Raw genomic sequence first — 25,332 nt, 5'->3', positions numbered from 1 at the left:
TACCTACCATGGGGCGGGTGAGCAGCGCCGTCGTACCCGATCACCCCTGGCTCCTGCCGGGCTCCCTGGTGCCCGCCCGGGCCTCCCGGCGGACCCCGCGGGACTGGTTCGTCGACAGCCTGCTGTTCCTGGTCGCCCTGCTCTGGGTGCTGGTCGCGCACGAGGACGCGGTCAGCCGGGACCCCGAGTTCGCGCTCAACGTCGGTCCGGACTGGCTGATCGGGGTCGACCTGCTCGCCGGTCTGCTGGCGACCGTCGCGCTCTGGCTGCGCCGGCGCTGGCCGGTCGGGCTGGCCGTGGCCACCGCGCCGCTGACGTTCTTCTCGGTCACCGCCGGCGCCGCGCTGCTGATCGTGCTGTTCACCGTGCTGGTGCACCGCCCGCTGCCGTTGGGGCTGACCCTGGTCGGCTGGAACGTGGTCACCTCGCTGCCCTACATCGCGCTCCGCCCCGACCCGGCCATGCCGCTCTGGGCGGCGATGGCGTGGACCGTGCTGTTCCTCGGCATCGTGCTGGCGTGGGCGCTGTTCGTCCGGGCCCGCCGCCAGCTGGTGCTCTCGCTGCGCGACCGGGCCGAGCGGGCCGAGGCCGAGCAGCAGCTCCGGCTCGAGCAGGCCCGGCACCTGGAACGTGGCCGGATCGCCCGGGAGATGCACGACGTGCTGGCCCACCGGATCTCCCTGCTCAGCCTGCACGCGGGCGCGCTGGAGTTCCGTCCGGACGCGCCGCCGGAGGAGGTCGCCCGGGCGGCCGGGGTGATCCGGGCCAGCGCGCACGCCGCGTTGCAGGACCTGCGCGAGGTGATCGGTGTGCTGCGGGCCGAGGTGAGCACCGAGGCCACCCCGGAGCGGCCGCAGCCGACGCTCGGCGACGTGCCGGCGCTGGTGGCGGAGAGCCGGGACGCCGGGGTACGGGTCAGCGTGGTCGACGAGGTGACCGAGCCGGCCGAGGTGCCGGCGGCGATCGGGCGCAGCGCGTACCGGATCGTGCAGGAGGGGCTCACCAACGCGCGCAAGCACGCGCCCGGTGCGGTGGTGACCGTCCGGCTGGCCGGCGGCCCCGGCGACGGGCTGGCGGTGGAGATCCGCAACCCCTGGCCGGTGGGCGGGCCGGTCACCGCCATCCCCGGCACCGGCACCGGGCTGGTCGGCGTCGCCGAGCGGGTCACGCTGGCCGGCGGACGCCTCGACCACGGCCGGGACGCCGACGGCGACTTCCGGCTGACCGCCTGGCTGCCCTGGGTGGTGGCCTCATGACCGGGTCCGTGCGGGTGCTGATCGTGGACGACGACCCGCTGGTCCGGGGCGCGCTGTCGATGATCCTCGGCGGCGTGCCCGACCTGACGGTGGTCGGCGAGGCCACCGACGGGGCGGAGGTGCCGGCGGCCGTCGCCGCCCACGCGCCGGACGTGGTGCTGATGGACATCCGGATGCCCCGGGTGGACGGGCTGGCCGCCACGGAGGCGTTGCGCGCGACCGCGGAACCGCCCGAGGTGCTGGTGCTGACCACGTTCGACGCGGACGAGCAGGTGCTGCGCGCGTTGCGCGCCGGGGCGAGCGGCTTCCTGCTCAAGGACACCCCGCCGGCCGAGATCGTGGCCGCGGTGCGCCGGGTGGCGGCCGGGGAGGCGACGCTGTCCCCGGCGGTGACCCGCAAGCTGATCGCGCACGTGACCGCCGCCGCGCCGGTGCCCGGGCCGGATCCGAAGCGGGACCGGGCGGTACGGCTGCTGGGCGGGTTGTCGGAGCGGGAGCGGGAGGTCGCGCTGCTGCTCGGCCGGGGGCGTACGAACGCGGAGATCTCCGCCGAGCTGTTCATGAGTGTGGCGACGGTGAAGGCGTACGTGTCCCGGCTGCTGACCAAGCTCGACCTGAACAACCGGGTGCAGGTGGCCCTGCTGGTCCAGGACGCCGACCTGGTCTGACAGCGGTCACCGCATACCGTCCCGCGGGATTGAACTGTCGCCGTTTCCGGGCCGTACCAGTGGTCGAGGATGTGGTGCGGCCGGTCCGCCGCACCGCTGCCGAGCTGCGGGAGGCCTGCCGTGCGAGTTGGTGAGCAGTCGACGGATCCCATCGACCAGATCCTGGGCGAGGTGCCGATGCCGGCGCCGTTGACCCCGGAGGACGTCCGCCTCGCGGTCCGGGCGGTGGTGGTGCACGCCGCCGAGGAGTGGCCCGCGGGGCCGAAGTGCCGCAACGACGGGGCGGCGTTCCCCTGCCGGTTGCACCGTTGGGGGCGCCGGGTGCTGGAGACGCACGGCCTCAACGAGCGTCAGATCGACGCGCTGATCCGGCACGGCAATCCGTTCGTGCACGTACCGTTCCCGTTCGTGCTGGGCGGCCCGTCGGCCCGTCCGGCCGCCGGCCAGCCCGCCCGGCCGGGCGCCCCGGGCCAGCCGGCCCGGTCCGCCGCCCCGGCCGCGCGGGGTCCGGTGCCACGGGTCGCCGCGCCGCCGGTGCGGCCCGGTCCGCGACCCGTCGCCGGGCGGCCCGCCCCGGTCGCCCGGCCGCGTTGGCCCCGGGCGAGCTGACGCCCGTCCCTCGGGTCGCGACGTGGCGTCGGCCGCGCCGTACCGGGGTCACGCCGGCGGCGGCCCGACGCGGGGAGCCCCCACCCCCGCGCCGGGCCGCCGTCGCCGTCAAGGTCAGTTGACCGCGCAGTCCGGTGCCGACCAGTCGGTGGTGTTCGCCGTCTTGTCCTTGGTGTTCTCCCGGCGCGAGTCCACGTGGGTGTGGTCGTCGTGGTCCGGGTAGCCGGGGCCGTAGATGCCGCTGAAGCCCTGGTCCCGGGCCGAGCGGGCGATCTCGCAGAGGGTCCGGTCCCGCGAGGTCAGGTCGGCCGCGTTGCCGTAGAGGTGCTGGCTGTCCGCGGCGCCGCCGACCTGCTTGTTGCAGGCGATGCTGCGGAATCCGCTGGAGACGTAGAGCGGCTTGTCGCCGAGGCTGCGCCGCAGCGCCTCCAGCTTCCACATGGTGCGGACCGCGTTCTCCCGGGTGGCGGACGACGAGAGCGGGCCCCCGCTCCACCCGCCCTTGCCGCAGCCGTTGTCCAGCTCGCTGTAGCTGAAGTGCTTCGGCGTGCAGTCGTCGTCCTGGAGGCCGTAGATCTTGGCGAAGGTCTGTGGTCCGGCCACGCCGTCGGCGCGCAGGCCGTACGCGGACTGGAAGCGCTTGACCGCGGCGGCCGTCTCCGGGCCGTACTTCCCGTCGATCCGGACGACGCCGGCGTATCCGGCCCAGCCGGCCACCCGGATCTGGAGCTGCCGGACGTCCTCGCCGGAGCGTCCCTGCGACAGGGTGCGGGGCCAGGTGTAGCAGCCGTCGGCGTGGGCCGCCGGTGCGGCGACGACCGTCGCGACGGCGGCCCCGGGCAGGGCCAGCGCGAACGCGACGGCCGCCCGCTTCAGGGTGTTGACGCGCACAGGAGTCCTCCCGATGAGAGCGGAACTGGGGTTGGGACGGGGCACATCGACCGCTACGTCCCGTCCTGTTTACCGTGACAGCCGACGGGAGTCTTCGTGGTGATTAGCGGAAATTGTTCTCACATACCATTGTTGCTGGGTATTGCCTGTGAATAGTGGCGTTTGCGAATCGGACGACCGGGCACCATCCGCGCGCGGAGTGACACCGAGGGTGATGTCGCCTGTCGGACGGGGGCGGTAACGTCTGCTGCCGGGCCCGGGGGCGACCAGGGCGGCGACCCTCGTGGGCGGGGAGGTGGGCGTTGGCGCGTGGCGGCGTGTTCTGCGTCGAGGGGCAGTGGCACCGTGACCTCAACGAGCGGGGCTCGGTCCTGCCCACCCTCGACCTGCTCGAACGGCTGGGCCGGATCCGCTATATCCACAAGGACGCCGCCACCCGCGACGAGCTGTTCTACTTCCTCGACCGGTGGCTGCTCAAGCAGTACGCGGACCACCGGGTCGGCTTCTTCGCCATGCACGGCGAGCCGAGCCGGCTCTGCCTCACCGACTGGGACTCGGTGGAGCTGTCCGACGTGGCCGAGCGGATGGCCGGCCGCTGCGAGGGGCGCCGCCTCTACTTCGGCAGCTGCTCGGTGCTGCGCGCCTCGGACGCCGCGCTGCGCGGGTTCCTCGACGTCACCGGGGCGGCGCTGGTCTGCGGTTTCACCCGCGAGGTCGACTGGGTCGAGTCGGCCGCCTTCGAGACCGTGCTGCTCGACGTGCTGGCCAACGGGCAGCGGCACAACGCCGCCGAGCTGCGGATGGGCTCGGCGCACTGGGCGCCGCTCGCCGCGTACCTCGGTTTCCGGGTGATCTACGCCAACGGCCGCGCCTGGCGGCCGCCCGCGCGCCCGCGTGTGCCGGAGCAGGTCTCCCCGCGGCGGGCCGCCGGCCGCCCGCGCTGAGATCCGGCCGCCGGCCTGGTAGAACCGAGGGATGCCACGCAGCATCGCGCGCAACACCCGGGTCGACCGGGACGCCCTGACCGAGTTCCTCCGCCCCCGGCACCGCGTCGTGCTGATGACGACCCGCTCCGACGGCCGCCCCCAGTCCTCCCCGGTCTCCTGCGGGGTCGACGCCGAGGGCCGGCTGGTCATCTCCACCTATCCGGAGCGGGCCAAGGTGGCCAACATCCGCCGCGACCCGCGCGTCTCGGCGTGCGTGCTCTCCGACGACTGGGACGGCCCCTGGGTGCAGGTGGAGGGCACGGCCGAGGTGCTCGACCTGCCCGAGGCGCTGGAGCCGCTGGTGGACTACTTCCGCAGCATCTCCGGGGAGCACCCCGACTGGGACGAGTACCGGGCGGCCATGGCGAAGCAGGGCAAGTCGCTGATCCGGGTCACGATCTCCTCCTGGGGTCCGATCGCCACCGGCGGCTTCCCGGCCCGGCTGGCCGACTGATCAGTACGCGGCGGTGAACCGCGCGTTGCCGAACCTCGGGTTCTCGATCTCGTCGACGATCGCCACCGCCAGGTCCTCGTAGGTGAGCACCGAGCGTCCCTGCGCGTCGGTCACCGGGTGGTCGGTGCCGGTGCGGTAGAGCCCGGTCCGCTCGCCCGGGTGGAACTCCAACGGCGGCGGGGAGACGTACGTCCAGGTCACCCCGTCGGCGCTGGAGCGGTAGAACTCCAGCGCGTCGGCCTGGCCCTCGGCCGAGTCGCGGTAGTCGGCCGGGAAGTCCGGCTCGTCCAGGTAGCGGGTGCCCTTCGGGGTGAGCAGCGTCGCGCCGCCGCCGACGTGGATCACCCGGGGCGGGTCCGGCAGCTCGCGCAGCGTGTCGACGAGCGTCCGGGCGGCGTCGCGCCACAGCGCGCGTTCCCCGCCGCCGATGGCCACCACGACCACGTCCGCCTCCTCGGCCAGCTCGCGTACGCTCCGCGCCGAGGTGGCGTCGCCGGTGACCGTGCGGACGCCCGGCGGCAGGTAGCCGACGGCCTCGGGGCGGCGTACCGCCGCGGTGACCCGGTGCCCCCGCTCGACCGCCTCGGCGGCGATCCGGGAGCCCGCCGTCCCGCCGGCGCCGAACACGACGATGTCGCTCATGCCTCACAGGCTAGGCAGCGGGCCGCCGGGCGGGTGCCGTTCCGCCGAACCGGTCAGTCGACGAGCGCCGAGTAGACGAGCTGGCGCAACTGGCCGCGCAGCGGATAGGTGCTCGACGGCATGAGCTGGGTGAACAGCAGCGCGGTGACCTCCTCCACCGGGTCCACCCAGAACGCGGTGCTGGCCAGGCCGCCCCAGTAGAACTCGCCCACGCTGCTGGGCACCCGCGACGGCACCGGGTCCAGCACCACGGCGAAGCCCAGCCCGAAGCCGATCCCGTCGAGGACGGTTTCGCTGAACCCCTCCGGGGAGAACGAGGCCAGGTCCCGGCCGCCGGGCAGGTGGTTGCGGGTCATGAAGCGCAGCGTGCGGGGGCCGAGCAGGCGGACCCCGTCCAGCTCGCCGCCGCGCAGCAGGAACTGGGTGAAGCGGTGGTAGTCGGCGGCGGTGGAGACCAGACCGCCGCCGCCGGAGTGCCAGCTCGGCTCGGCCAGCGCGGCTCGGCCGACGCCGTCGGCGCGTACCGCCTGGCCGGTCGCCGGGTGCGGGGCGTAGAGGGCGGCCAGCCGCTTGGCGTCCGCCGCGTCGACCCACCAGCGGGTGTCGGTCATCCCGAGCGGGCGCAGGATCCGCTCGGCGAGGAACGCGTCCAGCGACTGCCCGGAGACCACCTCGACCAGGCGGCCCAGCACGTCGGTGGAGACGCCGTAGTTCCAGCTCGTGCCGGGCTGGAAGAGCAGCGGCAGTCGGGCCAGGCCGGCCGAGGCCGCGGCGAGGTCCGCGCCGGCCGGCACGCCCAGGTCGAAGCCCGCCGCCCGGTAGAGGCCGTCGACCACCGAGACCTGGGCGAAGCCGTACGTCAGGCCGGCGGTGTGGGTGAGCAGGTGCCAGATCCGGATCGGCTCGGTCGCCGGCACGGTGTAGGGCTTGAGCACGGAGCCCTTGTCGTAGACCCGGACGTCGGCGAACTCCGGCAGCCAGCGGCTGACCGGGTCGTTGAGCTCGAACCGGCCCTCCTCCCAGAGCATCATCGCGGCGACCGAGGTGATCGGCTTGGTCATCGAGTAGATGCGCCAGAGCGTGTCCGCCTCGACCGGCGTGCCGGCCTCCCGGTCCCGCAGCCCGTAGGTGGCCGAGTGGGCGATCTCGCCCCGCCGGGTGACGACGATCTGCCAGCCGGCGAGCCGGCCGTCGTCCACGTAGCGGGCGAAGTGCTGGTCGATCCGCGCCAGCCGGGCGGGGTCGAAGCCGACGCGGTCGGGCTCGGTGCTCACTGCGACACTCACGACGCGAACCTACCGGCCGGTACGGCGGGCGGGAAGTGTCGGCCGCCCACACTAGTGTCGGCGGCATGCCCGAACCGGTCGAGGACGTCACCTACCGCCAGCAGGACTGGTACGCGGAAGACCTGGTCGACCGCCACTTCGTGCGCTGCGAGTTCTTCGACGTCGACCTGACCGAGGCGGTCAGCCGAGGCGCGGTCTTCACCGAGTGCGTCTTCGGCTCCGTGGCGTTCAACGCCTCGCGGCACACCGACTCGGCGTTCACCCGGTGCTCCTTCACCCGGTGCAACCTGTTCGAGGCCGAGTTCACCGGCTGCAAGTTGGTCGGCAGCACCTTCGACCGCTGCGACCTGCGCCCGCTGCGGGTCGACCGGGGTGACTGGTCCTTCGTCGCGCTGCCCGGCGCCGACCTGCGCGGCGCGCGGTTCACCGACGTACGGATGCGCGAGGCCGACCTGACCGGGGCCGACCTGGCCGGCGCGGTGCTCACCGGCGTCGACCTCTCCGGCGCCCAGTTGCACGCGGTCAAGCTGACCCGCGCCGACCTGCGGGGCAGTGACCTGTCCGCGCTCGACCCGACAGCGGTGGAGCGGGCCGGCGCGCGGATCGACGCCGAGCAGGCGGTGCTGCTGGCCCAGGCGCTCGGGTTCCAGGTCGGCTGAGTTCGCGGGAAAAGGCGCCGCGCCCTGTCAGGTTTCCCGGACAGACTGGGCCCATGACGTGGTGGTCCGACCTGGTGGCGTCCGAGCCCGACTTCGCGGCGCGGGTGCGGGCCCGTTTCGCGGTCCGCAAGCACGGCACGATGGCGACGTTGCGGCGGGACGGCTCACCCCGGATCAGCGGCACCGAGGTCGACTTCGGCGACGACGGGCAGCTCCGGCTGGGCAGCATGGCCGGTTCCGTGAAGGCCCTCGACCTGCGACGTGATCCTCGGGTGGCAGTGCACAGCCCGACCGAGGACACGCCGCCGGACGATCCGTCCGCCTGGGCCGGGGACGCGAAGATCGCCGGCCGGGCGCACGAGGAGCCGCCGGCCGAGGACGGCTCGCACCGGTTCCGGGTCGAGGTGACCGAGGTGGTGCTGACCCGGGTCGGGGACCCGCCGGACCACCTGCTGATCGAGAGCTGGCACCCGGACCGTGGGCTCCGCCGCCGCGAGCGGCGCTGAGCCGGCCCGATCACCCGCCACCTCGGGGGATTGGCGGCAACCGGTCCGTTCGGAAGGGGCCACCCCGCCGGAACGGCGGCGGGCGCGCGGCGACTGTCGGGAAATTGGCCTGGGTCGACGGCTTCTCGACGATCGAGGGGTGTGTCATCCTGCCCTGCGGCGAGCCACGGTGACGGCCGCCGGCGCGGTGGCCGAGGGAGGGTCCGTGGCCGAGGACGAACTCACGCAGTCCGGAATCCGGGTCGGCGGCTGGCTGCCCGCCGTGCCGGACGGGCCGGCCGGCACGCCGCCGGCGCCCGCCGGGCCACGCCGCCTGCCCGGCGATCCGGACCTCCCCGCGGGCCCGCCGGCCGGTCCGGAACCCCCGACGGCGGAGCACGGGGGTGACGCGCCCGTGGTCGACGCGGTGCCGGCGCACCCCGCCGTCGGCGGGTCCCCGCTGGTCGGACCCGTACCGACTGGGCCGGTAGCGACCGGGCCGGTAGCGACCGGGCCGGTAGCGACCGGGCCCGGACCAGTCGGCCCGGCGCCCGCCCGATCGTCGGACGACGGCGGCGGCATCGCGACCCGGGGCGAGCCGGCGTCGTCCCACCTCGACGGGGCGTGGGACGGGAGAACGCCGGGTCGGCACTCGGCGCCGGAGAGTCTCCGCGCCCGGCTCGCCGACCTGGCCGGCCCGCTCACCGCCCGGGTGCGGGCGTGGTCCGCCCGGCTGCCCGAGGCCGCGCGCCCCGGGCCGGCGTCGGCGCCTGACCAGCCGGCCACCCGGGTGGCCGCGGCCCGCGCCCGGCGGCGACGCCGACGGGTCGTCCTCGCCACCGCCGCGCTGACCGTGACGGTGGTGGCGCTGGCGTACGCGGCGCGGTCGCCGGAGCCACCGGCCGGACGGCGCCCGGGCCCGCCCGCGGCGGCGCCGACCGCGTCGACGCCGGCTCCGACGGCGGCGCCCCCCACTGTGGTGCCGGACACCGGTGGTCCGGCCCTGCCCGGCGGGCCGCTGCTCGACCTGGACCAGGAACCGGTGCCCCCGTCGGTGTCGCTCAGCCTGCTCGGCACCCGGGACTGGCGGCAGTGGGGCGGCACCGGCGCGGACAGCGTGCAGCGCAAGCAGCGCGGCACCGGCGAGATCGAGGACCCGGGCGGTGACCGGCTGGAGCACAACGCCGGGGTCGCGGCCCTCGGTTGGACCGATGGCACACCCACCGCGCGGCAGGAGGGCACCCGGGCGGGTGTCTTCCAGCGCGGCGCCGGGAAGACCTTCACGCTCGCCGTGGCCGGCAGCGGGGATCTGCGGACGGTGCGGCTGTTCGTCGGCGCGTTCTCGGCCGGGGCGCGGCTCGACGTGTCGCTTCCCGGCGGCCGCGACCCGGCCGTGCGGGAGGTGGCGCTGGCCCGGGGCGACCGCTTCTACCAGTACGTGATCCACTTCCGGGCGCCGCGTGGCCAGCGCCTGCTGATCACCTGGCGGGCGCTCACCGTGACCGGCGGGGAGAACGACGGGGTGTCGCTGGAAGCGGTGACGGTAAGCTGAGCGACCGCGTTGCCGGACCGGTACCGCTTGGTAACGAACTGGAAACGCCCGTCGGCCCACATATGGCGCAAAGGGCTGTCCGGTGACACCGTGAAGCCCGTCGCGCTCCGGTGGCCCCTCGACGGCGCCGGGTGACCGAAGCGGAGGGTGTGTGGGCGAGGAGGATCGTTCGCGAACCGGCCCCGGCTCGCACCGTGAGGGCCGCCCGAACACCCGGTCCGCGCTGCGCCGGCTGCGGCGCCGGCGACGGCTGGCGCTGGAGGGCCTGGCCGCGTTCCTCTGCCTGGCCGCGCTGGTGGCCTACCTGGGCACCGAGCACCACGACACACCCCGCGAGGAGAGCGCGGCGCTGCCGGTGGCGCCGACCGGCCGGGTCGGGCTGCCGAGCGAGGGGGACGGCGCGGTCGCCACCCCCGGCCTGCGGCCCCGACAGCGGCCGCCGTCGCCGAGCCCGTCGCCGTCCACGGTGGCCCCGTCCCCGGTGGCCCCCACGCTCGCGGTCAGCCGCGCCGAGGTGCCGGCCACCGTCGACCTCAGCGCCGTCGGCGCCGTCGACTGGGTCCACTGGGGACTGCTCGGCGCCGACCGCACGGTGCGCAAGCGGGGCGGCTCCGGCGCGATCCGGGACGAGGGCGGCCGGGGGCGGCGGGAGAGCTACAGCAACAACCCGGAGGAGTACGCCTGGCGCGACGGCGTGCCGGTCGGCTCGGCCAGCGGCACCATGTCGGGCGTCTACACCTGCGACCGGGGCAGCGGCTTCACCCTGGCCGTAACCGCCGACGGGCAGCCGCGCACCCTGCACCTCTACGCCGGGCTGTGGATGGCCCGGGGCCGGCTCGACGTCCGGGTCGCCGGCGGCCCGGTCAGCACGGTCCGGATGGAGGATCCGCACACCGCGCTCACCGCCGACTTCACCATCCGGTTCCGGGCTCCGCGCGGCGCGAAACTGCTGCTGAGCTGGACCGTGGAGGAGTCGCTCGGCCAGTGCGGGAACGTCAGCCTCCAGGCCGCCGCGCTGCGCTGATCGACGATCGCCGGGTGCCCGGCCCGGGCCGGCGGTACCGTGGGCCGGACCAGCCCGAACGATCTCCGGAGCGACCGATGACCACCAGCGAGCAGGTGCGCGACAGTCCCGAGGGGTGGGTCGCCGACCACATCCGGCGCTATGTGGAGACCGGCGGTGCGGAGGGGCACGAGTGGCGGCCCGGGGTGTTCACCCTGCTGCTGACCACCCGGGGCCGGCGCTCCGGTGACCTGCGGCGCACCGCCCTGATCTACGGCCAGGACGGCGACGCGTACCTGGTGGTCGCCTCGCGCGGCGGATCGCCGCGGCATCCGGCCTGGTATCTGAACCTCCTCGCCGACCCCGAGGTCACGGTGCAGGTCGGCCCGGACACCTTCCGGGCGCGGGCGCGCACCGCCACGCCGCCGGAGAAGCCGCGCCTGTGGCGTGCCATGACCTCCGTCTGGCCGGCGTACGACGAGTACCAGACGAAGACCGACCGGGAGATCCCGGTGGTGGTGCTAGAGCGGATCTGACCGCGCTTACCCGCCGGGTAATCGACCGGGCGCGGACGCCCGCGCAGAATCGGTGGCACCTGCCGCGTCGCGAGACCGGCGCCGTCACCGGGGAGGAACCATGCCTGCGTTCGCGCTCGCCAGCCTGCGTCCCGCGCAGCTCAACGAGGAGATCCTGGAATACATCGAGAAGGTGCAGTCCACCTTCGCGCCGTTCGGCGGGCGGTTCCGGGTGCACGGCGCCGAGCCCGAGGTCCTGGAAGGGACGTGGCCGGGCACCGTGGTGATCGTCGAGTTCCCGGACGTCGAGCGGGCCCGCGCCTGGTACGCGTCCCCGGCGTACCAGGAGATCCTGCCGCTGCGGACCCGGAACATCGAGGGGGAGACGATCATCATCGACGGGGTCGGCCCGGACTACGACGCGGCCCGCACCGCCGCCCGCATGCGGGCCGCCCGCGGCTGACCCGCCGGGACAGTTTGTCCGTCGCGTCGGGAGCGGGGCGTCGTACGTTTTCGACGTCCCGCCCGACCATCCTCAGTGGAGGAACGACCGATGAGCCGCCCCGCGCCCGTGGCCCCCGCCCGCCCGTCCCCCGACGGCGGCGTGCTGCGGGAAATCCCGCTGCCGCCGTACGTGACGGTCGAGGACGTCCAGTTCGCGGTGCGGGCGGTGGTGGTGCACGCGCCCCGGTCCTGGTCGGGCGGGACGATCTGCCGCAACGACGCCAGCCCGCACCCGTGCCGCCTGCACAGCTGGGGCCGTCGGGTGCTCGCCCTGCGCGGCCTGCCGCCGGCCGAGATCGACGCGCTGGTCGAGCGGGGCGACCCCACCGCCGACCCGCGCCCCTACCGGCCGGGGGCCTGAGCGCCCGGGCCGCCGGTCAGCAGAGGGCCGGCTTGACCCAGGAACACTCCCGCCCCTCCGGCACCCGGGGTGAGTCCGGCGCGGTCGGCACCGTCATCCGGGCCGTGGTCGCCCCCTTCTCGGTGTAGGTGGCCAGCGCGATCGCGATCTGGTCCTCCAGACCCTTGACCGACGAGGTCAGGTAGTTGTTGAGCACGATCGAGAAGGCCAGCAGCCGGCCGTCGGCGTCGGTGACGTAGCCGGAGAGGCCGGACGCGCCGGTCAGGCTGCCGGTCTTGGCGTGCACGTTGTCCGCGGCGGCGGTGCCGACCATCCGGCTGCGCAGTGTGCCGCCGACGAACCGGTCCGGGTTGCCGGCGACCGGCAGGGCGGCGTACCAGGTGTCGAACCAGGGCTCGGCGCGGACCGCCGACAGCAGCGTGACGAACTGGGCCGGCGGGACGAGGTTGCGCCGGGACAGCCCGGAGCCGTCGCGCTGCCGCAGCGTCCCGGTGTCCACCCCGGCGTCCCCGGCGTACTCGCCGATGGCGGACAGGCCGGCGGCCCAGGTGTCCGAGCCGGAGAGGACCCGGCCCAGCTCCTTGGTGAGGACCTCGGCGTGGCCGTTGTTGGAGAGCTTGAGGAACGGCACCATGAGGTCGGCCAGCGGCATCGAGTCGTGCCGGGCCAGCGGCCGGGCGGTGTCCGGGGTGGCCGCGCCGAGCACGGTCCGGCCGAGCACCCGTACGCCGTGCCGGCGCAGCGCGGACCGGAAGACGTCGGCGGCGTAGCCGGTCGGCTCCCAGACCGTCACCCAGTCGCTCTCGGTGGCCTGACCGACCCCGATCTGCCCGGTCACCACCACGGTGTTGCCGCCGTGCTCGCGCTCGATGGAGATGGTCGTCTCGCCCCCGGCGACGGTCTGGGCCCGGTTGTCGACGCGCAGCCAGCCGTTGTCCGGGGTCATCGAGATCTTCGGCCGGGAGCCGGCCCGCGGCCCGGGCTCGGCGTGGACGATCACCGTGCCGGCGTCGTAGTCGGTGTCCGGGGCGACGGTCAGCGCGGACACCTGCGCCGCGTAGTAGTAGGGCTCGTCGTCCCAGGTCCAGTCCGGGCCGAGCCGGCTGCGGTCGTAGCGGGTGTCGTCGGCGACCAGGTCGCCGGTCACCACCCGGACGCCCGCCGCGGCGACCTGCTCGGCGAGCTGGTCGTAGTCCGCCGCCAGCATCGTCGGGTCGCCCCCGCCACGCAGGTAGAGGTCGCCGGAGAGCAGCCCGGCGCGACGCGGTCCGTCGGTGCTCACGTCGGTGGTGAAGCGGTGCCCGGGGCCGAGCAGCTCCATCGCGGCGGTCGAGGTGAGCAGCTTCGTGTTCGAGGCGGGGACGAGCCGCCGCTGCCCGTTGCGGTCGTAGAGGGTGCGGCCGGTGGCGGCGTCGACCACGACCACGCCGGCCTGGGCGCCGTCGAGTCGACTGTCGGCGAGGATCGCGTCGATGGTCGCGTGCAGCCGGGTCTGCGCGGGGGTGGGCGCTTCGGCCGTGGCGGTGGTGGGGCCGGCGGCGGCCGCGGTGGCGACCAGCGCCGACACCGCGAGCGCCCGGGTGAAGAGACGGCGATGCATGTGTCGATGCTGCCATGGAGTTTTCCTGCGGGAAAGACTCCGCGGCGAAAGGTTATTGCCAACCGCCGGCGCTGCCTCAGGGGCGCGGGGTGGCCACCCGCTCCGCCGGTCCCGGACCGTCCGCCCCCCGGCGCAGGATCAGCGGCGCGACCAGGGCGGCGAGCGCACCGCCCAGCAGCGGGAAGACGATGAACACCCAGAGTTGGCGCAGCGCGGTGCCGCCCTGGAACAGGGCCGGACCGAAGGACCGGGCCGGGTTGACCGAGGTGCCGTCGAGGGTGAGGCCGACCAGGTGCGCGGCGGCCAGCGCGAGACCGATCGGGACCCCGGCGAACGCGGCGTGCTCGCCGCGGCCGGTCACCACCAGCACCACCAGGACGAAGAGGAACGTCAGCACCGTCTCCAGCACGGCGGCGCCGCCCAGGTTGATGTGCGCGCCGTACCCGTTGGTGCCGAGCGCGCCGGTCTGGTCGACCACGTCACCCCAGCGGGTGAGTGCCCAGATCACGAACGCGGCGACGGTGGCGCCGGCGAACTGGGCGATCCAGTACGCCACCGCGCCCAACGGGGAGATCTTCCCGGAGAGCAGCACGCCCAACGTGACCGCCGGATTGATGTGGCTGCCGGAGAGCGGCCCCATCGTGTACACCAGCGCCAGCATGGTGAAACCGAAGGCCAGGGCGACCACCACCACGCCGCCCTGGACCCGGGCGAAGACGGCACTGCCCACGCCGAAGAAGATCAGCAGCAGCGAGCCGAGGAACTCGGCGACGTACCTGCGCGGGTCGTCCATGCCCCGAGCTTATGGATCCACCGACCCGCCGGAGGGGAAAACCCCTGTTCACGCCGACCGCGGCCGATCCGCCGACTCCATTTGACGGATCCCCGTCCAGGGGGCACCGTGGGTGGGGAGGGGCCGTGTACCGCCCCGCTTCCGTGCGGCGAACGGTGGTTCGCCCACTTCCGGGTCGCGAGCCGACCGCGTGGGCCGTGTCGCCCGCGAATCCCGAAACCCAGCCATGAGGAGTTCCGCCATGCTGACCATGACCGACAACGCCGTCCTGGTGATCCGAGACCTCGCCGCCCAGCAGGACGTCGCCGACGCGGGCGGGCTGCGGATCGCCGCCGACACCGAAGCCGGCGCGCTCTCCATCGAGCTGGTGCCCGAGCCCGTGCAGGGCGACCAGGTGGTGGACACCCAGGGGGCCCGGATCTTCCTCGACTCCGATGCCGCCGAACTGCTCAACGACACCTCGGTCGACGCGGTCGTCGACGAGGAGGGCGTCGTCCAGTTCGGTTTCACCGAGCAGGAGTGACTCAACCGGCGCGGCGGGCCTCCCCGCCGCGCTGCCGGCCGGCGCGTCCCCGCTCCGGGGCGTCCCGGCCGGCCCACGGCGACCCCTCGCGCCGCTCCCGGTCCGGACCGGCGAGCGCGGCCAGCACGTGCGCCAGGTGGTGCGACGTGCTCCAGGCGATCCAGTTGGCCGCCGAGCCCGCGCCCGCGCCGCGCCGGGCCCGGCGCAGGATCTCGTGGTCGCCCCAGGAGAAGCCGGCCCCGGCCGCCGGCCAGTGCGGGGCGGCCACCAGCGTCCGGCACAGGTCGGCGAAGCGTTCGTCGCCCCGCCCGCCCCGCCGGGACCAGCGGTAGACCCACCACGCGTCCTCCGCCGTCCACCGCACCGTCGGGAACCGGTCGCCGGGGGCGTCCGCCCCGCGCGCCGCGCAGCCCACGCCGTAGTCGCCGTAGCCCAGGCGGAGGTCGGCCAGGCGCTGCCAGAGCAGCCAGTCGTAGCGCTCCAGCCGCACCGGCTCGTCGGTGGGGAGCCGGGACAGCGCCGGTGGCATTCCGCCCGCCGCCACGGTCACCGAGCGCCAGGCGTGCCGCCGCGCCCACTCGGCCGCGCGGCGCACCCGCGGCTCGGCCAGCCGGACGTCGGCGGGGCAGCACACGTCCCCCGCGTCCAGCAGCAGGTCGCACTGCTCCGGCATCAGCCCGGTCGACCGCCACACCCGCTCCACCGCGGCGGTGGTGGCGTCCGGACCGGCCCGGTCCGGGCCGGTCCGCAGCCGGATCACGGCCCGCCGCGCCCAGGCCCGGGCCGCGACGCCGTGGGCGGCGAGCCGTCGGTCACTCTCCGCGAGGCCGATCACCGGCACGAGCGGTACGCCCCAGCGCACCGGATCGTGTTCCGGGGCGTCCGGCAGCGCCGACACGTCGACGGCCGGCAGCAGACCGGCGGGAAGTCGACCGAGGGCATCCGGTGTGGACGGATCGTCGGGCGGGACGTCGACGACCGGGGCGAGCAGCGCCGCAGCGGCGTCGTCGAGGTGGGCCAGGGCGTCCAGTTCACCCCGCCGGCCGGCCAGCACCGGGCGGTAGACCGGGTCCGGCCGTCGAGCTCCGGGTGCGGGCACCATAATTCAATGTAGCGGGGCGATTGCTCTCCGTCACCAGAATCTGGCCCCGCTGCCGGTCGGCGGCCTCCCGCCGTAGGAACGTCGTCGGGGCCGGACGCGGACCCCGCCGCGTTCCGGCCCCGACAACCGGTCGCCGGTCAGTCGTCGTCGCCGTGGTCGTCGTGCCGGTCGTGCGTCCCGCGGCTGTCGTCCCGTCCCCCGTCGTCGTCCCGTCCCCCGTCGTCGTCCCGTCCCCCGTCGTCGTCCCGGCCGCCGTCGTCGTCCCGGCCGCCGTTGTCGTCCCGGCCCCGGTCGTCGGCGCCGGCCCGCTCCCGCTCGACCTCCAGCACGGTGCCGGTGCCCCGGTCGACCTTCACCTCGTGCCGCCAGCCGTCCCGGTCCACCTTGACGCTCCACGCCGGACGGCCGTGCTCGGTCTCCGCCTCGACCTCGGTGACCCGGCCGCCCCCGGTCCGGGCCAGCGCCACCTCGGCCGCGCGCTGCCGGCTCACCGTGCCGCCGGTCGCCGCACGGGTCGCGTCGTCGTCCACCCCGCGTCGGGCCGGGTCGTCCTCGCCGCCCCCGGCGGTGTCGTCGGCGCCCCGTCGGGCCGGGGCGTCCTCGCCGACGGCGCCCGGGCCGGCGGTGGCGTCGTCGTCCACCCCCTGCCGCTCCGGGTTGTCCTCGCCGGACGCGCTTGGCCCGGTCGTGTCGTCGGCCCCCTGCCGGGCCGGGTTGTCCTCGACCGTCACGGCCGCCGGCGCGGTCGGCCCGTCCGACCGATCGGCGGCGGTCACGCCGAGCGCCGCGCCGGCCACCGCCAGCACCGCCACGCCACCGGCCGCCGCCAACACCAGGGAAGTTCGTCGCATGTCGCCACCTCTCCTCGATTCCTGGCGTCGAGACTGCGCCCCGCACGGTCGCCGTCGCGCTAGCCGAGGGACAAGGCCGGGTTAAGGCGGGAAGACCGGGCCGGCCGGGGGAAAAGCGGTTGCCCGGTGACCGGTCAGGGGGATGAATGGGCGGGTGCACGAGACCCTGGAGTTCCCCGCGCTGCTGCGGCTGATCGACGAACGGTCGGCGGCCTTCCGCGCCGCGGTGGCCGCCGCGCCCGACCTCGACCTGCCGGTTCCGACCTGTCCGGAGTGGACGCTGTTCGACCTGGCGCGGCACCTGGGGGAGGGGCGTCGCTCCTGGGCCGCGACCGTCGCCGCGGGACCGGACGCCCCGGGCCGGATCACCCCGGAGGGACCGGCCGCGCCCCGGGAGCGCGAGGCCCTCCTGGCCTGGCTGGCGGACTCGACGCGGCACCTCGTGGACGCGTTGCGGGACGCCGGCCCGGACCGGGGCTGCTGGACGTGGTGGGCCACGTCGCAGTCACCGCAGACCTGTGGCGCCGTCGCCCGGCACCAGCTCCAGGAGATCGCCGTGCACACCTACGACGCCCAACTCACCGTGGGCGCGCCCCGGCCGCTGCCGGACGACGTGGCGCTCGACGGCGTCGAGGAGTTCCTGTCCACCTGCTGCACGACGACGGCCGGCTGGCCGCACGGGCCCGCCGCGGTCGACTACCACGCCACCGAGGGCCGCTCCTGGCGCCAGCGGCTCTCCGCGGACGGCGTACGCGCCGACCGCCTGCCCGGCCCCACCGACGCGGGCGCGGCCGACGTCTCCGCCCGGGGTACGGCCGGCGAACTGGTCCTGGCCTTCTACGGCCGGATTCCGATGGACTCGCTCGACCTCGAGGGCGACCGCGGCCTCTTCGACCTGCTCGACGAGTGGGAGCCGGAATAGGCGGTGTCAGCGCGGTGCCACGACGCCGAGCGTGAGCGCCAGCCGGGCGCCCCCGTCGGGACCGGCCGACAGCTCCAGGCGGCCGCCGCCGGCCCGGGCGGCCCGCTCGGCGATGTCCAGCCCGAGACCGGTCGACCCGGCCCCGCTGGCGCCCCTGCGCAGCGAGCCCGGGGGCAGGCCCGGGCCGGCGTCGGTCACGGTGAGCGTCACCTCGTCCGCCCGAGCCGCGAGCCGTACCTCGAACGGGGTGCCGTCCGGGGTGTGGGCGAAGACGTTGCCCAGCAACGCGTCCACCGCGGCGGCCAGTTCGTCCCCGCCGATCCGGACCGGCACCGGGCCGGGCGCGAGGTCGACCGTCAGCGCCCGACCGGTGTCCTCCGCGAGCACCGACCAGAACGTCACCCGCTCGCCGACCACGACCGCCGCGTCACAGCTGCCGCCGGCGGACGCCGTGCTGCGCCATCGGGCCTGCCGGATCACCACGGTCACGGCCCGTTCCAGGCCGTCCACGGCGGCGGTCAGCCGGGCCGCGTCGTCCGGATCCCGCAGCGTCTCGGCCTCCAGCCGCAGGGCGGTCAGCGGGGTACGCAGCCGGTGCGACAGGTCGGCCACCTGCTCGCGTTCCTCGCGCAGCAGGACCTGGATCCGTCCGGCGAGGTGGTTCAGCGCGCCCGCGACCTCCCGCAGCTCGGGCGGGCCGGCCGGCTCCACGCGGGCGTCGAGTTCGGCGTTGGCGAGCCGGTGGGACACGGCCGACAGCGCGGAGATCGGCCGCACCAGGGTGCCGGCCAGCCGGTCCGCGACGACGAGGCCGACCAGCACCAGGAGCGCGCCGAGCAGCGCCAGCACCAGCCAGGCGCGGGTGACCCCGGCGGTCAGCTCGCCCCGGGGCACCAGTGTGCGGATCACCCCGGTCCCCTCCGGGCGGCCCTGGACCGCGACGACCACCTCCCGCCCGGCGGCGGACTCGACGGTCAGGCTCTCGCCCCGGGCGGCCAGCTCGACCGTCGGGGTGCGGGGGGCCGGCGTGCCGAGCACGGTGCCGTCGGCCAGGAAGACGCTCACGTCGCGGCCGGTGTCGGCGCCCAACTGGTCCACGGTGGACCGGATCGTGGCCGGATCGGCAGTGCCGACCAGGGGAACCAGGCGCTGGACGTCCGCGGCCGCGCGGGTGGTCGCCCGGTCCGCGGCGACGGTGCGCACCAGGACGGCCAGCGGCACCAGGAACGCGATCATGACGAGCACGCCGACCGCCGCGACCAGCAGCGTCAGCCGGCCCCTCACCGGTCGGATCCCGGCACGTCGAGCCGCACTCCGACCCCGCGTACGGTGTGCAGGTAGCGCGGCCGCTGGGCGCTCTCGCCCAGCTTGCGGCGCAGCCAGGACAGGTGCACGTCGACCGTCTTGTCCGCCCCGCCGTACGGGATCCGCCAGACCTCGGTCAGCAGCTCCCGCTTGGTGACCACCTGTCCCGGCCGGCCGGCGAGATGGTGCAGCAGGTCGAACTCGCGCGGCGTCAGCTCGACCGGCGCGCCGTCCAGCGTGACCCGACGGCCCCGCGGGTCGATCCGCAGCCCGCCGACCACCAGTGCTGCCTCCGCCGCGTCCCCGACGGCCGAACGCCGCAGCACCGCGCGTATCCGCGCGTCGAGCTGCGCGGCGGTGAACGGCTTCACCAGGTAGTCGTCCGCGCCCGCGTCGAGCAGGCGGACGATGCCGGCCTCGTCGTCGCGGGCGGTCGCCACCACGACCGGCACCGCGCTGACCGCGCGCAGCATGCGCAGCATCTCGGCACCGTCCAGATCGGGCAGTCCCAGGTCGAGCACGATCAGGTCGGGCCGGTCGTCCAGGGCGTCGCGCAGCCCGTCCAGGGCGGTCGACGCGGCCGCGACCGCGTGCCCGAACTCGCGCAGGGCGCGCAGCAGCGGGGTGCGGATGGTCAGGTCGTCCTCGACGAGCAGCAGGCGCGCCACGAAGGCAGGTTAGCCCCCGGACGGGCCGGGGACCGCGCCCCTTAACCGGACCTTAGCGTCGCCCCACGACCCGCCCAACCCGGTCGCGGGGGACACTCGGGGCATGGATCGCCGCTCGTGGCTCGCCGTCGCCGGCTGGTTGGCCACCACCGCCGCCGCCACGCTCGTCGGGCTGGCCGCCGTCGACCTGGTGGGCGCGGGCATCACCGGCACGGCCGGCGGGGTACGCACCGAGCAGGACGTCGCCCGCGCGCTCGCCGAGCCCGGGGCGGCTCCCCCGAGGTCGGAGGGCGCGCCCCCGGTGCCGACGACGGCCGGGCCGTCCACCCCGGCCGGGTCCCGGCGTGGCTTCGTGACCGCCGGCGGCAGTGTGGAGGCCGAGTGCGGGCCGGCCGGGGTGCGCGTGGTGACGTGGTCGCCGGCGCCGGGATACCGGACGAAGGACGACGACAGAGGTCCGGACGACCACGTCGAGATCCGCTTCGTCGGCGTCTCCGACGAGCACGAACTTCGACTGCGCTGCCGTGACGGGGTCCCGGTCCGGGATCTCGACGACTGACGTTTTCCCAGCTCAGAGGCGTTGACTGTCAGTGATCGGACAGCCCTGTCGCTGGTTGACGGGCGACGGATCGACATAGCTTCGGAGGAAGAGGGCGATCGCCGCTGATCGTCCGCAAGCACCACGAACGCCTCCCGCCGGCGTACCGGTGGGAGAGAGGAACACCATGCCCAGCCCCAGATCGAGGAGGGGAACGACCGGCCAGCCCACCCCGAGCGTGCAGGAGGTCGCGCGCGTCGACACCGAGATCAACTCGTGCTCGCCGGCCGGGCTGCCGGCCACCGCCCGGGTGCTGTTCGCGGTGGTCGACGCGAACGGCACCCTGGTCCGCGGTCTCGGCGCCACCTCGGCCACCCGACTCGCCGCCGGGATGTACCAGGTCGCGTTCGACCAGGACGTGGCCGGGGCCGCGTACGTCGGAACCGTCGGCCCGGCCACCGGCGGCGGGCTCGCCCCGCAGGGCGTCATCACCGTGGCGCCCCGTACCGGCATCGCGAACGCGGTCTTCGTCGAGACGCACGCCCCCAGCGGGCACGCGGACCGTCCGTTCCACCTGGCCGTGCTCGCCTGACGGGCGACGGCGGGCCGCCCGGTGTGGCAGCATCGCGCGGTGCGTCCGTACCGCCTGCTCGCCGCGACCGCCGTCCTGCTGGCGCTCGCGCATCTGGCCGGGAACTGGTCGGCCGAGCCGCTGCTGCCCGCCGCCCGACCCCTCGCCTGGTGCGCGGTGGCTGCCGTCGCCCTGACCGCTCCGGCGCTGTCGCGGTGGACCCGCTGCGGGCTCGCGGTCGCCGGGTTCGCGCTGGCCGCGCTGAGCCTGCCGGTGGGGGAGCGACCGAGCTTCGGATGGACGGCGCTGCGCCCCGAGCCCGTCGCGCCCCGCACCTGGCTGCTCTGGGCGCTGGTCGGCGTGGCGCTCGCGGTGACCGTCGCCGCGCTGCCGCCGACCGGACCCGACCGGCGCCACGCTGGTGACAGTGGCGCTGCTCGGGTCGGCCGTCGCGCTCGTCGTGGTCCGGGACGCCGTGACGCCGCCGTACCTGACGACCCCGGGGCTGGACGTCGTGCTGCCGCCGTACCTGGTGCTGGTGGGGTTGGCGGTGGTCGCGCTGCACCGGTCGGCGGCGGTCGTCGTGGCGGCGGGCCTGGGTCTGGCCGCGGTGGCCGCGCTCGGCGTGACGGCGGCGCTGCCGGCGCTGCCGGCCCCGGCGGCCGGCGGGTTGACCTTCTACAGCCCGCTGGAATACCAGGCCCGGGTCGGCGGTGGCATCTGGGCCGACCTGTTCGGATACGCGGCGGCGGCGCTGGTGCTGCTCGGGTGCGTGCGGGCCCACAGACGAGCGCACGGCGCCGCACGACCGGGGTCGTAACGTCGCCGCGCTCTGGCCGTCTCCCACCGCCGCAGCCGTACGGCGGTACGTCAGCGGGGACCTGGCTCGACCGGCCCAGCCCGCACCGGTCTTGTCGGCAGCAGATGCCCGTCCGGAGAGGATCCAAACCTGACCGGGGTGGGGAATTCCACCATCTGCGAGTCCCGGCGTGGCCGGCGCGCGAACGGGGTATGAGCGGGCCATGGAGCATTTCACGATCGCGACCGTCGCCGAGAAGAGTCCCGACTTCCGCCGCGTGCTCTGGACCGGGGAGCACACCCAGCTGGTCATCATGACCATCCCGCCGGGCGGTGAGATCGGCGAGGAGGTCCACGACGGCATCGACCAGATCCTCACGTTCGTCAGCGGCACCGGCGAGGCGCGGGTGGCGGGCGAGAAGAAGGAGGTCGTCTCCGGCGACCTGGTGGTCGTGCCCGCCGGCACGAAGCACAACTTCGTCAACACCGGCCCGAACCCGCTGGTGCTCTACACCGTCTACGGCCCGCCGGAGCACGCCGACGGCGCGGTGCACAAGACCAAGGAAGAGGCGGACGCGGCCGAGGAGGCCGGCGAGGACGAGCCGCCGACGTCCTGACGCCCCGTGGGGCAGGTGTTAAGCGGGGGCCCCGCCTCTACCGGAGACGTTAGGAGGGGGCCCCTCCTTACACCAGGCCCGGGTACTTGATGCCGGCGCCGGTGTTCAGCACCACCACCCGCTCGTCCGGCCGGATCCAGCCGCCGGCCCGCAGGTGCCGGGCGGCGGTCAGGCAGGCCGCGCCCTCCGGGCACAGCAGCAGCCCTTCGCGGGCGGCGAAGTCGCGCAGGTCGGTGAGGATCTCCGCGTCGTCCACCGCGATCGCGGTGCCGGCGCTGTCCCGCAGCGCGGTCAGGATCAGCTCGTCGCCGAGCGGGGCCGGCACGGTGATGCCGAACGCCACGGTGTGCGCGTCCGCCCACGGGATGGCCCGCGCCTCGCCGGCCGCGAACGCGCGCACGATCGGCGCGCAGCCGGTGGACTGCACGGCCACCAGACGGGGCAGCCGGTCCTCCACCCACCCCAGCTCACGCATCTCGTGCAGCGCCTTGTGGATGCCGATCAACCCGACGCCGCCCCCGGTCGGGTAGACGATGACATCGGGCACCTGCCAGCCGAGCTGCTCGACGATCTCGTACCCCATCGTCTTCTTGCCTTCCAGGCGATACGGCTCGCGCAGCGTGCCGGCGTCGAAGATCCGCCCGTCCGACCCGGCGACCAGCTCGGCGATCTCCCGACCGGCGTCGTTGATCAGGCCGTCGACCAGCCGCAGGTCCGCGCCGGCGGCGAGGCACTCCTGGCGGCAGATGGTCGGCGCGGCCAGCGGCATGGCGATCGTCGCGCCCATCCCGGCCCGGGCGGCGTACGTCGCCCAGGCCGCCCCGGCGTTGCCGTTGGTCGGCATGGCGATCCGCTCGACGCCCAGTTCCCGGGCCCGGCTCACGCCGACGGCCGCGCCCCGGGCCTTGAACGACCCGGTCGGGGTCAGCCCCTCGTCCTTGACGATCAGGTCCGCGATGCCGATCTCGTGGCCGTACGCCGGCGCGCGCCACATCGGCGTCCAGCCCTCGCCCAGCGTGGTGACGAACCTCGGGTCGGCCACCGGCAGCAGCTCCCGGTAGCGCCACAGGTCGGCCGGGCGCAGCCCGAACTGCTCCGGGGTCACCGTGGCGGCCACCGTGGCCAGGTCGTAGCGGGCCAGCAGCGGCGAGCCGCACCCGCACAGGTTCTGCGGCTTGTCGGCCGGATGCTCCAGGCCGCAGCGCGGGCACTCCAGGTGCGTCAGGTGCACGGTGGTCCTCAGCTCGCGTCGATGCTCAGCCAGTGCCGGCTGCGCCGGCCCGGCTCGTACGGGGAGTCGAGGCGTTTCGCCACCACTCCCGGGAGCCCCTGCTCACGGGCGGCCCGTAGGGCGTCCGCGCCGACTCCCGGGAACCAGGGCGGAGTCTGCCAGTGCGGCCCGGCGAGCGCCAGACCGTCGAGCAGGTCACGGCGTTGCGCGTACGGCACGTCGAGGCTGCTCACGCCCTCCAGCCAGAGCAGGTCGAGGGCGAGGAACTGGCCGTCGCGCCGGGTGGGCGGGTGGAGCCGGCCGGCCGGGTCGATCCGCGCCAGCACGCCGTCCAGCACCACCTCGGTCGGGGCCAGCTCCTCGGCCATCGCCCGCGCCCACGGGTACGCCCCGGTCACGTCCGCGTCCTCGCCGTCGAGCAGCCGCAGCCGGCCGCCCGAGACGTACGCCATGGCCCGCACGCCCGGCCAGCGCAGCTCGTACCCCCAGGCGTCGGCGTCGCGCGGCAGCCGCTTCCCCTCGGCGGCGCGCATCGGGCGGACCAGTTCGGGCATCGGCGTCCAGCCCGCCGGTGCCGGGTCGGTGCGGCGGACCATCCAGTCCCGGCCCCGGCCGCCGGTGGCGAACAGGACGTACCGCCCCTTGGTGCGCTCGCCGTCGAGCACGACGATCACCTCGTCGTCGCGCCACTTCTCCGCGCGGTAGGTGCCGGTGTCGTGCACGGTCATCCGCCCGCCGCCGTACTCCCCGGCCGGGATCTCGCCGGAGAACGTCAGGTACTCCATCGGGTGGTCCTCGGTGTGCACGGCGAGGTGGTTGCGGCCCGGGTCGCGGGGCAGGCCGCGCGGCACCGCCCAGGAGGCCAGCACGCCGTCGTGCTCCAGCCGCAGGTCCCAGTGCAGGCTCCGGGCGTGGTGCTGCTGGATGACGAAGCGGGGCGCCGCCCGGGCCGGCCGTCGGCGGCGCGGGGTCCGCTCGGGGACCGGCTCCGGGGTGCGCGCCGCGTCCCGCCTGCGCCGGTACTCCTCCAGCCGGTCCGCCACCCCCGCATTGTCCGTCAGACCGGCCCGTCGTGCCGGCATGGCGGCGACGATCAGGGGTAGAACCGACGACATGGACCTCGACCAGCCCACCCTCCCGCTCCCCGGCGACGTCCGGATCCCGCTGCTCGGCTTCGGCACCTGGCAGGCCACCGGCGAGGACGGCTACCAGGCCGTGCTCGCCGCGCTGGACGCCGGCTACCGGCACATCGACACCGCGACGATGTACGGCAACGAGAAGGAGGTGGGACGCGCGGTCAAGGAGAGCGGACTGCGCCGGGAGGACCTGTTCATCACCACCAAGCTGCCGCCGGACCGGGTGGGCCGGGAGCGGGAGACGATCGAGGCCAGCCTGGCCGCCCTGGACACCGGGTACGTCGACCTGTGGCTGGTGCACTGGCCGCCGTCCGCGCCCGGTGACAGCATCCCGGTCTGGCGGGAGATGCTGGCCGCCCGGGACGAGAACCTGGCCCGGGCCGTCGGCGTGAGCAACTACTCGGTCGCGCAGCTGGACGAGCTGATCCAGGCCACCGAGGAGACGCCCGCGGTCAACCAGATCCGCTGGAGCCCGTCACTGTACGACCGGCAGACGCACGCCGCCCACCGGGACCGGGGGGTGGCGTTGGAGGGCTACAGCCCGTTCAAGACCAGTGACCTGTCCGATCCGGTGCTGGTCCGGATCGCGCAGGCGCACGACGTGTCGCCGGCCCAGGTGGTGCTGCGCTGGCACATCGACCACGAGATCGTGGTCATCCCGAAGTCGGTCACGCCGGAGCGGATCCGGGCCAACGCCGACGTGTTCGGGTTCTCGCTGACCGCCGAGGAGATGCGCGACATCGACGCCCTCGGCGGCTGACCGCGTACGTGGAAAGGGGCGCGGTCGCGACGGCGACCGCGCCCCT

30 protein-coding genes are annotated in these 25,332 nt (G+C 75.1%); 19 read left to right on the top strand and 11 right to left on the bottom strand.

The genetic code is table 11. From position 1 onward, the window contains the following. Positions 1 to 17: 17 nt before the first annotated feature. The 3 genes from GA0070622_RS27600 to GA0070622_RS27590 all read left to right on the top strand — a co-directional run bounded on the left by GA0070622_RS27600 (position 18) and on the right by GA0070622_RS27590 (position 2,533). Positions 18 to 1,256: a sensor histidine kinase gene (locus tag GA0070622_RS27600; protein WP_091584102.1), complete on the top strand. Its 1,239-nt coding sequence runs from the start codon at positions 18 to 20 to the stop codon at positions 1,254 to 1,256. Continuing rightward, positions 1,253 to 1,924 carry a response regulator gene (locus tag GA0070622_RS27595; RefSeq protein ID WP_091581157.1) on the top strand — a complete coding sequence of 224 codons (672 nt, stop codon included), beginning with the start codon at positions 1,253 to 1,255 and terminating at the stop codon, positions 1,922 to 1,924. Before GA0070622_RS27600 ends, GA0070622_RS27595 begins: the two co-directional genes overlap by 4 nt. A 120-nt stretch (positions 1,925 to 2,044) precedes the next feature. Further along, positions 2,045 to 2,533: a hypothetical protein gene (locus tag GA0070622_RS27590; RefSeq protein ID WP_091581154.1), complete on the top strand. Its 489-nt coding sequence runs from the start codon at positions 2,045 to 2,047 to the stop codon at positions 2,531 to 2,533. Positions 2,534 to 2,647: 114 nt separating this feature from the next. On the opposite strand, the gene GA0070622_RS27585 is transcribed toward GA0070622_RS27590, so the two are convergent. Further along, positions 2,648 to 3,424, bottom strand: a complete 777-nt coding sequence (locus tag GA0070622_RS27585; protein WP_091581150.1) for a D-Ala-D-Ala carboxypeptidase family metallohydrolase — start codon at positions 3,422 to 3,424, stop codon at positions 2,648 to 2,650. Between the two features lie 302 nt (positions 3,425 to 3,726). On the opposite strand from GA0070622_RS27585, the gene GA0070622_RS27580 reads away from it, so the two are divergent. Together GA0070622_RS27580 and GA0070622_RS27575 are read left to right on the top strand one after the other, a co-directional pair. Further along, positions 3,727 to 4,368 (top strand): DUF6642 family protein, encoded by a 642-nt coding sequence (locus tag GA0070622_RS27580; protein WP_091581146.1) that lies wholly within the window; start codon positions 3,727 to 3,729, stop codon positions 4,366 to 4,368. A gap of 31 nt (positions 4,369 to 4,399) precedes the next feature. Beyond that, a complete protein-coding gene (locus GA0070622_RS27575) occupies positions 4,400 to 4,864 on the top strand; it encodes a PPOX class F420-dependent oxidoreductase (RefSeq protein ID WP_091581141.1) in 465 nt (154 codons plus the stop codon). On the opposite strand, the gene GA0070622_RS27570 is transcribed toward GA0070622_RS27575, so the two are convergent. Further along, positions 4,865 to 5,506: an NAD(P)-dependent oxidoreductase gene (locus GA0070622_RS27570; protein ID WP_091581137.1), complete on the bottom strand. Its 642-nt coding sequence runs from the start codon at positions 5,504 to 5,506 to the stop codon at positions 4,865 to 4,867. 53 nt (positions 5,507 to 5,559) lie between these two features. Then, positions 5,560 to 6,792 (bottom strand): serine hydrolase domain-containing protein, encoded by a 1,233-nt coding sequence (locus tag GA0070622_RS27565; RefSeq protein WP_091581134.1) that lies wholly within the window; start codon positions 6,790 to 6,792, stop codon positions 5,560 to 5,562. A 65-nt stretch (positions 6,793 to 6,857) separates the two neighbouring features. On the opposite strand from GA0070622_RS27565, the gene GA0070622_RS27560 reads away from it, so the two are divergent. The 7 genes from GA0070622_RS27560 to GA0070622_RS27530 all read left to right on the top strand — a co-directional run bounded on the left by GA0070622_RS27560 (position 6,858) and on the right by GA0070622_RS27530 (position 11,871). Continuing rightward, a complete protein-coding gene (locus GA0070622_RS27560) occupies positions 6,858 to 7,451 on the top strand; it encodes a pentapeptide repeat-containing protein (RefSeq protein ID WP_091581129.1) in 594 nt (197 codons plus the stop codon). A gap of 53 nt (positions 7,452 to 7,504) precedes the next feature. Continuing rightward, on the top strand, positions 7,505 to 7,957 hold the full coding sequence (locus GA0070622_RS27555; RefSeq protein WP_091581125.1) for a pyridoxamine 5'-phosphate oxidase family protein: 453 nt from the start codon (positions 7,505 to 7,507) through the stop codon (positions 7,955 to 7,957). 205 nt (positions 7,958 to 8,162) lie between these two features. Next, on the top strand, positions 8,163 to 9,488 hold the full coding sequence (locus GA0070622_RS32215) for a hypothetical protein (RefSeq protein ID WP_141684639.1): 1,326 nt from the start codon (positions 8,163 to 8,165) through the stop codon (positions 9,486 to 9,488). 151 nt (positions 9,489 to 9,639) lie between these two features. Beyond that, complete coding sequence (locus GA0070622_RS27545; RefSeq protein ID WP_245666853.1) at positions 9,640 to 10,512, top strand: hypothetical protein; 873 nt, start codon at positions 9,640 to 9,642, stop codon at positions 10,510 to 10,512. A gap of 77 nt (positions 10,513 to 10,589) precedes the next feature. Further along, positions 10,590 to 11,027, top strand: a complete 438-nt coding sequence (locus GA0070622_RS27540; RefSeq protein ID WP_091581120.1) for a nitroreductase family deazaflavin-dependent oxidoreductase — start codon at positions 10,590 to 10,592, stop codon at positions 11,025 to 11,027. 100 nt (positions 11,028 to 11,127) lie between these two features. Continuing rightward, on the top strand, positions 11,128 to 11,469 hold the full coding sequence (locus tag GA0070622_RS27535) for a DUF1330 domain-containing protein (protein WP_091581117.1): 342 nt from the start codon (positions 11,128 to 11,130) through the stop codon (positions 11,467 to 11,469). Between the two features lie 90 nt (positions 11,470 to 11,559). Beyond that, positions 11,560 to 11,871: a hypothetical protein gene (locus GA0070622_RS27530; RefSeq protein WP_091581115.1), complete on the top strand. Its 312-nt coding sequence runs from the start codon at positions 11,560 to 11,562 to the stop codon at positions 11,869 to 11,871. Between the two features lie 16 nt (positions 11,872 to 11,887). Here the strand turns inward: GA0070622_RS27530 and dacB are convergent, their stop codons facing one another. Beyond that, positions 11,888 to 13,471, bottom strand: coding sequence for a D-alanyl-D-alanine carboxypeptidase/D-alanyl-D-alanine endopeptidase (gene dacB / locus GA0070622_RS27525; RefSeq protein WP_091581110.1), 1,584 nt, complete (start codon positions 13,469 to 13,471; stop codon positions 11,888 to 11,890). A gap of 76 nt (positions 13,472 to 13,547) precedes the next feature. Then, the gene (locus GA0070622_RS27520; RefSeq protein WP_091581106.1) at positions 13,548 to 14,264 is read right to left on the bottom strand and encodes an MIP/aquaporin family protein; all 717 of its coding nucleotides are present in this window, start codon (positions 14,262 to 14,264) and stop codon (positions 13,548 to 13,550) included. Between the two features lie 241 nt (positions 14,265 to 14,505). Between GA0070622_RS27520 and GA0070622_RS27515 the strand changes: the two genes are divergently transcribed. Continuing rightward, a complete protein-coding gene (locus GA0070622_RS27515) occupies positions 14,506 to 14,787 on the top strand; it encodes an iron-sulfur cluster biosynthesis family protein (protein WP_091581101.1) in 282 nt (93 codons plus the stop codon). 1 nt (position 14,788) lies between these two features. On the opposite strand, the gene GA0070622_RS27510 is transcribed toward GA0070622_RS27515, so the two are convergent. Continuing rightward, entirely contained in the window at positions 14,789 to 15,889 is a 1,101-nt protein-coding gene (locus tag GA0070622_RS27510; RefSeq protein WP_176710579.1) for a beta family protein, read from the bottom strand. A 137-nt stretch (positions 15,890 to 16,026) separates the two neighbouring features. Next, the gene (locus GA0070622_RS27505) at positions 16,027 to 16,740 is read right to left on the bottom strand and encodes a PepSY domain-containing protein (protein ID WP_091581093.1); all 714 of its coding nucleotides are present in this window, start codon (positions 16,738 to 16,740) and stop codon (positions 16,027 to 16,029) included. Between the two features lie 154 nt (positions 16,741 to 16,894). On the opposite strand from GA0070622_RS27505, the gene GA0070622_RS27500 reads away from it, so the two are divergent. Then, positions 16,895 to 17,662 (top strand): maleylpyruvate isomerase family mycothiol-dependent enzyme, encoded by a 768-nt coding sequence (locus GA0070622_RS27500; protein WP_091581089.1) that lies wholly within the window; start codon positions 16,895 to 16,897, stop codon positions 17,660 to 17,662. Between the two features lie 6 nt (positions 17,663 to 17,668). On the opposite strand, the gene GA0070622_RS27495 is transcribed toward GA0070622_RS27500, so the two are convergent. Both GA0070622_RS27495 and GA0070622_RS27490 read right to left on the bottom strand, forming a co-directional pair. Next, positions 17,669 to 18,946 carry a sensor histidine kinase gene (locus GA0070622_RS27495; protein WP_091581084.1) on the bottom strand — a complete coding sequence of 426 codons (1,278 nt, stop codon included), beginning with the start codon at positions 18,944 to 18,946 and terminating at the stop codon, positions 17,669 to 17,671. Beyond that, entirely contained in the window at positions 18,943 to 19,635 is a 693-nt protein-coding gene (locus GA0070622_RS27490) for a response regulator transcription factor (protein WP_091581080.1), read from the bottom strand. The genes GA0070622_RS27495 and GA0070622_RS27490 overlap by 4 nt, the downstream gene beginning before the upstream one ends. A 103-nt stretch (positions 19,636 to 19,738) precedes the next feature. On the opposite strand from GA0070622_RS27490, the gene GA0070622_RS27485 reads away from it, so the two are divergent. The 4 genes from GA0070622_RS27485 (at position 19,739) to GA0070622_RS27470 (ending at position 22,159) form a co-directional block, all read left to right on the top strand. Further along, complete coding sequence (locus tag GA0070622_RS27485) at positions 19,739 to 20,194, top strand: septum formation initiator (RefSeq protein ID WP_091581076.1); 456 nt, start codon at positions 19,739 to 19,741, stop codon at positions 20,192 to 20,194. Between the two features lie 166 nt (positions 20,195 to 20,360). Continuing rightward, entirely contained in the window at positions 20,361 to 20,765 is a 405-nt protein-coding gene (locus GA0070622_RS27480; RefSeq protein WP_091581071.1) for a hypothetical protein, read from the top strand. A gap of 406 nt (positions 20,766 to 21,171) precedes the next feature. Then, the gene (locus GA0070622_RS27475; protein WP_091581068.1) at positions 21,172 to 21,564 is read left to right on the top strand and encodes a hypothetical protein; all 393 of its coding nucleotides are present in this window, start codon (positions 21,172 to 21,174) and stop codon (positions 21,562 to 21,564) included. 202 nt (positions 21,565 to 21,766) lie between these two features. Further along, on the top strand, positions 21,767 to 22,159 hold the full coding sequence (locus GA0070622_RS27470) for a cupin domain-containing protein (RefSeq protein WP_091581063.1): 393 nt from the start codon (positions 21,767 to 21,769) through the stop codon (positions 22,157 to 22,159). 67 nt (positions 22,160 to 22,226) lie between these two features. Here the strand turns inward: GA0070622_RS27470 and GA0070622_RS27465 are convergent, their stop codons facing one another. Then, positions 22,227 to 23,390, bottom strand: coding sequence for a threonine synthase (locus GA0070622_RS27465; RefSeq protein ID WP_091581059.1), 1,164 nt, complete (start codon positions 23,388 to 23,390; stop codon positions 22,227 to 22,229). 8 nt (positions 23,391 to 23,398) lie between these two features. Beyond that, complete coding sequence (locus tag GA0070622_RS27460; protein ID WP_091581056.1) at positions 23,399 to 24,433, bottom strand: DNA polymerase ligase N-terminal domain-containing protein; 1,035 nt, start codon at positions 24,431 to 24,433, stop codon at positions 23,399 to 23,401. Positions 24,434 to 24,503: 70 nt separating this feature from the next. Between GA0070622_RS27460 and GA0070622_RS27455 the strand changes: the two genes are divergently transcribed. Further along, a complete protein-coding gene (locus GA0070622_RS27455; RefSeq protein ID WP_091581052.1) occupies positions 24,504 to 25,286 on the top strand; it encodes an aldo/keto reductase in 783 nt (260 codons plus the stop codon). The last annotated feature ends 46 nt before the right edge of the window (positions 25,287 to 25,332 follow it).

The organism is Micromonospora sediminicola (genome assembly GCF_900089585.1).
Taxonomy (GTDB): domain Bacteria; phylum Actinomycetota; class Actinomycetes; order Mycobacteriales; family Micromonosporaceae; genus Micromonospora; species Micromonospora sediminicola.
The sequence above is the reverse complement of the archived record's forward strand: the minus strand, read 5'-3'. Positions and strand labels throughout refer to the sequence as shown.